Here is an 8,839-nt window from a genome sequence, read left to right as displayed (position 1 = left end):
TATTGAGTTCTCAAACAACAGACACACCCGGCACCACCCAAACCAAACGGTCCAAGATCGCTCCGGAGCAACTTCACAAACTTACCGGCTGCTTGCCTCCTAGTCAAATCGGCGTTCTTGACTTGATTTTCACGAGGAACTCAGTCAACTTCACCGATCTCCACTGGGGAGCAGCGCGGGTATTAACTATACCACCACTTCTCCGGGGAGGCAAAAGGCCCACCAGGCGGCTTCCTGCGCTTCGGCAGCCGCCCGGTGGTTCCACGCAAAAGGCCCGGAAGCTCAAGGCTTCCGGACCCTTCACACTCAGTCAAGCAAAAACAGCTAGTCCACAGGCGTGAACCAGGAAGCTCCGAGCGGCGGCAGAGTGACGGTCAGTGCCGCAGGCAATCCTTCCGCCCCTGGTGCGCCGGCAACCAACTTCCCACTGTTGATCACACCCGAGCCTCCGTACACCTCGGCGTCAGTGTTGAGTACTTCCTGCCATGCGCCGGCAGACGGGACGCCAAGCACATAGTCCTCGTGCGGGCCTCCCGAGAAATTCACGGCGCATACCAGGGGCTTGCCGTCGTTATCCCACCGTATAAAGGTCAGTACGTTGCGATCCGCATCCGCGCCGTTGATCCACTGGAAACCGCCGGGCTCGTTGTCCCGGACATGCAGGGCCGGCGTCGAGCTGTACAGCGTGTTCAACTCGCGGGTGAGCAATTGCAGTCCGCGGTGCGACGGGATGTCGGCAAGGAACCAGTCGAGCCCGTGCTGTTCGGACCATTCGGCCTCTTGGCCGAATTCAGTGCCCATGAAGATGAGCTGCTTGCCCGGGTGCGCCCACTGGTAAGCCATGAACGCCCGCAAGTTGGCAAGCTGCTGCCAGCGGTCACCCGGCATCTTGCGCAGCATGGATCCCTTGCCGTGCACTACCTCGTCGTGGCTGATGGGCAGCAGGAAGTTCTCCGTGAAGGCGTAGACCATGGAGAACGTCACCGTACCGTGGTGCCAGCGGCGGTTCACCGGGTTTTCGGAGATGTACTTGAGGGAATCGTGCATCCAGCCCATGTTCCATTTGAGGCCGAATCCCAGGCCGCCATGGTTGGTCGGCGCGGTAACGCCGGGAAACGCCGTGGATTCCTCGGCAATGGTCACTGCGCCCGGGTGGGTCTTGTAGATCGTGGCGTTGACCTCTTGGAGGAAGGAAATGGCTTCCAGGTTCTCGCGTCCGCCATGGACGTTGGGGAACCATTCCCCTTCTTCACGCGAATAGTCCCGGTAGAGCATGGAGGCCACGGCATCCACGCGAAGCCCGTCGATGTGGAATTCCTCAAGCCAGTACAGGGCATTGGCGACCAGGAAGTTGCGAACCTCGGTGCGGCCGAAGTCGAAGATGAGCGTGCCCCAGTCCGGGTGCTCGCCAAGCCGGGGGTCGGAGTGCTCGTACAGTGGTTCGCCGTCGAAGCGGGCGAGGGCCCAGGCGTCCTTCGGGAAGTGTGCGGGGACCCAGTCCAGGATGACTCCGATGCCCGCCTGATGCAGTGAATCGACCAGGAAGCGGAACTCATCCGGATGCCCGAAGCGGGAGGTCGGAGCAAAGTAGGACGTGACTTGGTAGCCCCATGAACCACCAAAGGGGTGCTCCGCCACCGGCATGAACTCGACGTGGGTGAAGCCAAGCCACTTCACGTATTCCACGAGATCCTTGGCCAGCTCTTTGTACCCGAGGCCAAGGCGCCAGGAACCGAGGTGGACTTCGTAGACGCTCATGGGCGAGTTGTGCGGATCCTTGTTGGCCCGCGCCGTCATCCAGGCGTCGTCCTTGAAGCGGTAGCTGGACTCCACCACGCGGGACGCGGTCAAGGGTGGAACTTCGGTGCCGAAGGCGATCGGGTCGGCTTTCTCCACCCAATGGCCGGCCTTCGTGAGCAGCTCGAATTTGTAGCACGCCCCTGCTACAACGCCCGGAATGAAGACTTCCCAGACTCCTGAAGAGCCGAGTGAGCGCAAGGCGTGTTCACGCCCGTCCCAAGAGTTGAAGTCGCCCTTGACGCGGACTGCCTGGGCGTTGGGCGCCCAGACGGCGAAGGAGACGCCGTCCACATCGCCGAGTGCGGAGCGGTAGTGCTGGACATGGGAGCCCAGTGTGTCCCAGAGCCGTTCGTGCCGGCCTTCTCCGATGAGGTGCAGGTCCACCTCGCCGACGGTTGGAAGGTAATGGTAGGGATCATTGATGGTCACCGGCGCGGAATCGCCGTACACGACGTCCAGGCGGTAGTCCGGCACATGGCCGTGTTGCAGCGGTTCGAGGACCGCCACCCAGACGCCGTCGGTCTCGTGGGTCATCGGGGTGGAGCCGGCTTCGGTGACTACCGTTACCTCCGCTGCCAGGTGCTTGACCGTGCGGATGGTGACGTGACCGTGGTCGTCAAGGTGGGCGCCCAGCACTGAGTGCGGGGCGTGGTGCGCACCAGCGGCCACCCGGCCCAGGGTAGCGGCGTCCACATACAGCGGGACTCGGGGCCGTTCGGTACGTGCTGAGCCTGTCATTTCCTTACCTTCCGATGTCGCCGCGGCAACCGTGCCGGGGCTCGTATTTCCGAGGATCTGCCGCGAAGCATTGACCGGAATGGGTAACCAATCCGGTCTGTTCCGCAGCTCGTAGATCACCTCGTACAAGGCCTTGTCCAGCCACAATGCCACAAACAGCGGCGAGCCGCGGTCAATAGTCCCGGGGGTGATGTCGCTGTACCCTGCCAGGAACGCCTCGGCGCAGTCGTCAACCCAAGTGGCGGGAACCCGGGCCCCCGGATTCTCGCGGATGGCCGCACCGGCCGCGTAGTCAAAGGACCGCAGCATTCCGACGACGTCCCGCAGGGGAACGTCGGGAATGTTACGGTGTTCGATCGGCCTCAGGGGTTCGCCTTCAAAGTCCAGGATCGCCCACCGGCCCGGCTCTCCCGCAGCGCCGGGCACCAAAAGGATCTGGCCCAGGTGAAGGTCTCCGTGGATGCGCTGCAGCGTCCCGGCTTCCTTGCCCGACAGTTGCGTCAGAAGTGCCTCGAGTTGCTGCTCATGGGGCCCGACGGCGGTGCCCGCCTCAGCCCACGACTGGCGGACGCGCCGGGCTACTTCGGGCGCGATGTCCTGGCCCGGAACCCGTTCCCGGGCTGTTCCGAGGGTTTCCGCGAGCCGCAAATGCACGGTGGCAGTCGCCTGGCCCAGCTGCCGCGCCTCGGTAGCAAAGTCCGTGCCTGATGCCGCAGCGTCGACGGCGAGGCGCCACGCGTCCTGCCCGCCGGCAAGGAATTCATGGGCAACGGCGAAATCCGCCGAGGCTGTGCCGTGCCGGCCCAAGGGCGTCCGTACCTCCCATGTTCCCGTAATCCACCCAAGGGTAGAGGGCACTTCCTTCGTTCCCGCCGAGGTCAAGGCAGCGCCCACCTCCACCTCGGGGTTCTTGCCGACCGACAGGACCCTGAAGATCTTCACGATCGCCGCGGACACGCCGTCGTCGACGATCACCGAAGTGTTGGACTGCTCACCGGAAGAGACACGCACCGATCCTGAGGCAGTGGGCAGCCGCAGGCTGCCAGGCACGGTATGTCCGCTCGCGGTGCACTCCCCCTCTCCGGGTTCGGCCGACGCCTGACCCCGGATGAGATCGAGCCATACGGTCACAAAGTCAGGATCGTGGGGTGCGTCGTATACCCAGACGGGCGGGTCCTGCTCACTCGTTCCACCGATCTGGCCCACCGAGGCAGTTGCCAAGGAGGCCGCGGGCGCGGAGCGAAAGCTGAGCGGTACTTGGATGATGTCAGTCTGCCTCCCGCCATCGGCCGTGGCGTAAGCGACGGATATCAGCTGGACCTCCAAGCCCGTCCCAGCGGCGGGTGCAGGAAGCCTGAAGGAGCCGACGAACTCCAGTTCGAATGACCCTGCCTTGACCGGAAACCAGCGCTGCCGGGGCAGCCATTCCTTGAGCAGGGAGGCCAGGACCGTGGTGGGCGCCATGACACTCATGTCAGCCTTCGATGGAGAGCACTGGGATGGCCTGGGTGTACGGCGAGGAGCCGGTGGAACCCGCCGAACGTATCCGAAGCCAGAAGAAGTCGTGGCTACCGAGCGTGAGGGTCAGGGAGCCGTCGGCGCCGATCCCCGGGAACGGCTGGCCGCCGAACACATCCCTCAGGCCTCTTCCGGCGTATTCAGGGATATCCAAGGTGGTAGCAACCGGATGTTGGGACAGGTTGAAAACGCAAAGGATGGATTCGGCATCCTCGCCTTCCGGATTGTCCTCCCGGAGCTCGCGCATATAGGCAAGAACCACTTCGTGGTCTGCTGGAACGTGCCGGAAGTCGCCTAGCCCGAAGGCTGCGTGGTTCCTCCGGACGCTCAGGATCTGGCGTGTCCAGCGCAGGAGCGAGCCGGAATGGGCCGCTTCGGCCTCGACGTTCGCCATGCTGTAGTTGTAGACCAGCGACTGGATGACGGGCAGGTAGAGCTTTCCGGGATCGGCATTGGAGAAACCTGCATTGCGGTCCGGGTTCCATTGCATCGGCGTGCGGACGGCGTCGCGATCGTCAAGCCAGATGTTGTCCCCCATCCCGATTTCGTCCCCGTAGTACAAGAAGGGGCTGCCCGGCAGGGAAAGCAGCAACGCATTGATCAGCTCGATCTCGGAGCGGGAGTTGTCCAGCAGGGAGGCAAGCCTGCGCCGGATGCCGATGTTGGCGCGCATACGCGGGTCCGGCGCGTACCAGCCCAGCATGGCGGCACGTTCGTCGGCGGTGACCATCTCCAGGGTGAGTTCGTCGTGGTTGCGCAGGAAGGTACCCCATTGCGCGCCGGCCGGGATTCCCGGGGTATCCCGCAGTGTCTCGATGATGGGGGCGGCCTTCTGGTCGCGGAGCGCGTAGTACAGGCGCGGCATGATGGGAAAGTGGAAGGCCATGTGGCATTCCGGTTCTTCCTCCGTGCCAAAGTACTCGACGACGTCGTGCGGCGGTTGGTTGGCTTCGGCGATGATCACGCGGCCCGGGTAGTTCTCGTCCACCATCTTGCGAAGGTCCCGCAGGAAACCGTGGGTGGCCGGCAGGTTTTCGCAATTGGTGCCCTCTTCTTCGAAGAGGTATGGGATGGCATCAGCCCGGAATCCGTCAATGCCTTGGTCCAGCCAGAATTTGACGACGTCGTGGACGGCCTCGATGACCTTGGGGTTTTCGAAGTTCAGGTCCGGTTGGTGGCCGAAGAAGCGGTGCCAAAAGAACTGCCGGCGGATCGGATCGAACGTCCAGTTCGACTCTTCCGTATCCACGAAGATGATGCGCGCATCCTGGTATTTCTCGTCGGTGTCGCTCCACACGTAGAAGTCCCCGAACGGGCCATCCGGGTTCTTGCGTGACTCCTGGAACCAAGGGTGTTGGTCCGAGGTGTGGTTCAGCGGGAGGTCGATGATGACCCGGACGCCCCTCGCGTGGGCTTCGGCCACGAGCCGCTTGAAGTCGCTGATGGTGCCGAACTCGTCCAACACGGACGTGTAATCGGAAATGTCGTAACCACCGTCGCGCAAAGGCGAATCGAAGAACGGCGGCAGCCACAAACAATCCACCCCGAGCCACTGCAGATAATCCAACTTGTCGATCAGACCGTGGAAATCGCCGGAACCGTCGCCATTCGCATCCGCGAAGGCCCTCACCAGCACCTCGTAAAAAACAGCCTTCCGATACCAATGAGGGTCATGTTGAAGACCCGGGGCGTTCAGCTCGAAAGTGTTCTTCGGCGTGAAGTACTGACTCTGACCCTGCGGATTAAAGCTCACTAAGGCTACCTCCGGATATTGAGAATGTGTGCCGGTTCTACATGGGCGTCCAGTCGGACGTAGTTGTACTCGCCCCACTCCCAGCTTTCGCCGCTGACCAAATCATCCACCCAGAATCTTCCGTTGGCGGTGAAGTCGGCCGGATCCAGCGAAAGAGCGGAGAGATCCAGGGTCACGGTGCTTTCCCTGGTGCCGTGCGGATCGACGTTGACCACAATAATCAAGGTGTCCTTGCTGCCGTCAGGCAAGGTCTTGTGCTTGGAGAACACGACGGTGGCGTCATCCGTGCTGTGATGCAGGGTCAGGTTCTGCAGATCACCCAAGGCGGGGTGGGCCTTCCGGATGGCGTTAAGCCGCGTGATGTAGGGGGTGAGACTGTGCCCGGAGGCCGCTGCGGCATCCCAATTCCGGTCCTTGAACTCATATTTCTCGTTGTCGATGTACTCTTCGGCTCCCGGACGCGCCACATGCTCGTACAGTTCGAATCCGGCGTAGACGCCCCAGAGCGGGCTGGCCGTGGCTGCCAGTGCGGCGCGGATGCGGAACGCAGCCGGACCACCGTATTGGAGGTATTCGGTGAGGATATCCGGGGTGTTGACGAAGAAATTGGGTCTGAAGTACGCCGGGGATTCGTGGCTGACCTCTTGGAAATACGATTCCAGTTCGGTTTTGGTGTTTCGCCACGTGAAGTACGTGTACGACTGTTGGAATCCTGCCCGGCCGAGGGCGTGCATCATCGCGGGGCGGGTGAACGCCTCGGCGAGGAAAACGACGTCGGGGTGCTTTTTGTTGACCTTGCCGATCAGCCATTCCCAGAACCACACCGGTTTGGTGTGGGGGTTGTCCACACGGAAGATCTTCACGCCGTGGCTCACCCAGAGCAAGAAGATCCGCAGGATTTCCTTGGATAGCCCGGCGGGATCGTTGTCGAAGTTCAGCGGGTAGATGTCCTGGTACTTCTTGGGCGGGTTTTCGGCATAAGCGATGCTGCCGTCCACGCGGGTGGTGAACCATTCAGGGTTGGTCTTCACCCAGGGATGGTCCGGGGCGGCCTGCAGCGCCAAGTCCAGCGCCACCTCGAGGCCCAGCTCATTGGCGCGGGCCACAAAAGCGTCGAAATCCTCGAACGATCCCAATTCCGGGTGGATGGCGTCGTGGCCGCCGGCTTCGGAGCCGATGGCCCACGGCGAGCCGGGATCCTGCGGACCCGGAGTCAGTGTGTTGTTGCGGCCCTTGCGGTGCTGGAAACCAATGGGGTGGATGGGCGGCAGGTAGATGACGTCGAAGCCCATGTCCGCAACGGCGTCGAGCCTCTTGGCCGCCGTCGTGAAGTTGCCTGAAGTCCACGTTCCGCTGGAGGGATCGAAGACGGCACCTTCGGAACGCGGGAAGAATTCGTACCAGGCTCCTCGGCCCGCGAGGTCACGCTCCACGAGGAGCGGGTATTGTTCCGAGACGGTCACCAGTTCACGGATCGGCTGGCGCTCGACGACGGCGGCGACCTCTGCGCTGAAGCCAGCGGCAAGGCGCTCCTCGTCAGTCTTCGAAGTATCGGCGAGTCCTTCAGAGGCAGCGCGAAGGGTGCGCTTGTCCGCCGCGCTTCGCGTGCTTTCTCCGGCCGCTTCCGCGAGCAGGGCGACGCCCTCGGCGAGCATCAGCTCCACGTCGATGCCGGCCTCGACCTTTACTTCGGCGTTGTGATGCCACGTGCCGTAACGGTCGTGCCAGGCTTCGATCGCGAAAGTCCAGGCTCCGGGCGCCGTCGGGGTCAGCAGTCCCTCCCAACGATCGGTTCCCTTGCCACGCTCACCCGGTGCCGGGGCGAGCCGGACACGCTGGCGTTCTTTGCCCTTCGGGTCCAGCAGGATGGCGCTCACCCCAAGCTGGTCGTGGCCCTCACGGAAGACCGTGGCGCCTACCACCAAATCTTCACCAGGCAAGGCCTTGGCCGGGAACCGGCCTTCCTCGATCACGGGCTGCACGGCCGTGATCGGGAACCTGCCGAATCTGAGACCTTCGGTAATACCGGTCTTCTGCTTGGACTTGGATGCTGAGCTGGATCGCGGTGTTGCAGTAGTGGTCACAACCTCGACGTTAGCGAGAAAAATCACATTTTGCGAAGAGGTACCCCAGACTCTTCGGCGCAATGTGTCATTTACCTAAAAGAAACCGAAAGCTGTTCCTGCTGTCCACCGAGTGGATTAGTGTGGCGCTCGTGAAGGCAATCCGAAGGTTTACAGTCCGTACCCTGCTCCCCGAGCCGATCCGGCCACTGGCGCGTCTCGCGACGAATCTGCGCTGGTCGTGGCACCGACCTACCCGCGAGCTCTTTGCGAGCCTTGACCAAGAATTATGGGAGGAGAGCCGTCACGATCCAATCAGCCTCCTCGGGTCAATCAGCCGCGATCAGCTGGACCAACTTGCTTCCAACAATGAACTTGTAGAGCGTGTGCAGCACGCGGCCGCGGATCTGGACCGGTACCTGAGCGAGCCGCGCTGGTACCAGGGCCTGGGTCCGGATGCTCCGGCGTGCATCGCGTATTTCTCGCCCGAGTTCGGGATCACGGAGGTGCTTCCGCAGTATTCCGGCGGCCTAGGCATCCTGGCCGGGGACCATTTGAAGGCCGCCTCGGATCTGGGCGTGCCGCTGATCGGCGTCGGGCTGCTTTACCAGGCGGGCTACTTCAAGCAGTCCCTCTCCCGGGACGCCTGGCAGCAGGAAACCTACCCGGTCCTTGACCCGGACGGCCTGCCGCTGACGCTGCTGCGCGAACCGTCCGAGGACGGCACCGGCAAGCCGGTGACAATCTCGCTGCCGCTGCCCAACGGACGCAAGCTCAACGCGCACATCTGGCGTGCCGACGTCGGGCGCGTGCCGCTTCTGCTGCTCGATTCCAACGTTCCCGCCAACGACGACGCCGCCCGCGGGATCACGGACCGCCTCTACGGCGGGGGCGGTGACCACCGCCTGCAGCAGGAACTGCTGCTGGGCATGGGCGGGGTGAAGGCGCTGCGCGTCTACCAGCGCCT

4 protein-coding genes are annotated in these 8,839 nt (G+C 63.0%); 1 reads left to right on the top strand and 3 read right to left on the bottom strand.

Annotated elements, in window-relative coordinates; all coding sequences use genetic code 11:
• Positions 1-324: 324 nt before the first annotated feature.
• From NFJ07_RS25335 to NFJ07_RS25325, 3 genes are read right to left on the bottom strand one after another with little or no spacing between them, the layout of a single operon-like run.
• Entirely contained in the window at positions 325-4,011 is a 3,687-nt protein-coding gene (locus NFJ07_RS25335; RefSeq protein WP_442865406.1) for a 1,4-alpha-glucan branching enzyme, read from the bottom strand.
• Between the two features lies 1 nt (position 4,012).
• Complete coding sequence (treS, locus tag NFJ07_RS25330; protein WP_269998846.1) at positions 4,013-5,809, bottom strand: maltose alpha-D-glucosyltransferase; 1,797 nt, start codon at positions 5,807-5,809, stop codon at positions 4,013-4,015.
• 5 nt (positions 5,810-5,814) lie between these two features.
• On the bottom strand, positions 5,815-7,893 hold the full coding sequence (locus NFJ07_RS25325; RefSeq protein ID WP_269998845.1) for an alpha-1,4-glucan--maltose-1-phosphate maltosyltransferase: 2,079 nt from the start codon (positions 7,891-7,893) through the stop codon (positions 5,815-5,817).
• A gap of 131 nt (positions 7,894-8,024) precedes the next feature.
• On the opposite strand from NFJ07_RS25325, the gene glgP reads away from it, so the two are divergent.
• Positions 8,025-8,839 (top strand): alpha-glucan family phosphorylase (glgP, locus tag NFJ07_RS25320; protein WP_269998844.1); only part of this gene is annotated, 815 nt, incomplete at its 3' end.

Origin of the sequence: Arthrobacter sp. B2a2-09 (genome assembly GCF_027587375.1) — a bacterium.
GTDB lineage: Bacteria > Actinomycetota > Actinomycetes > Actinomycetales > Micrococcaceae > Arthrobacter.
This window is presented reverse-complemented; position numbering and strand designations above follow the sequence as displayed.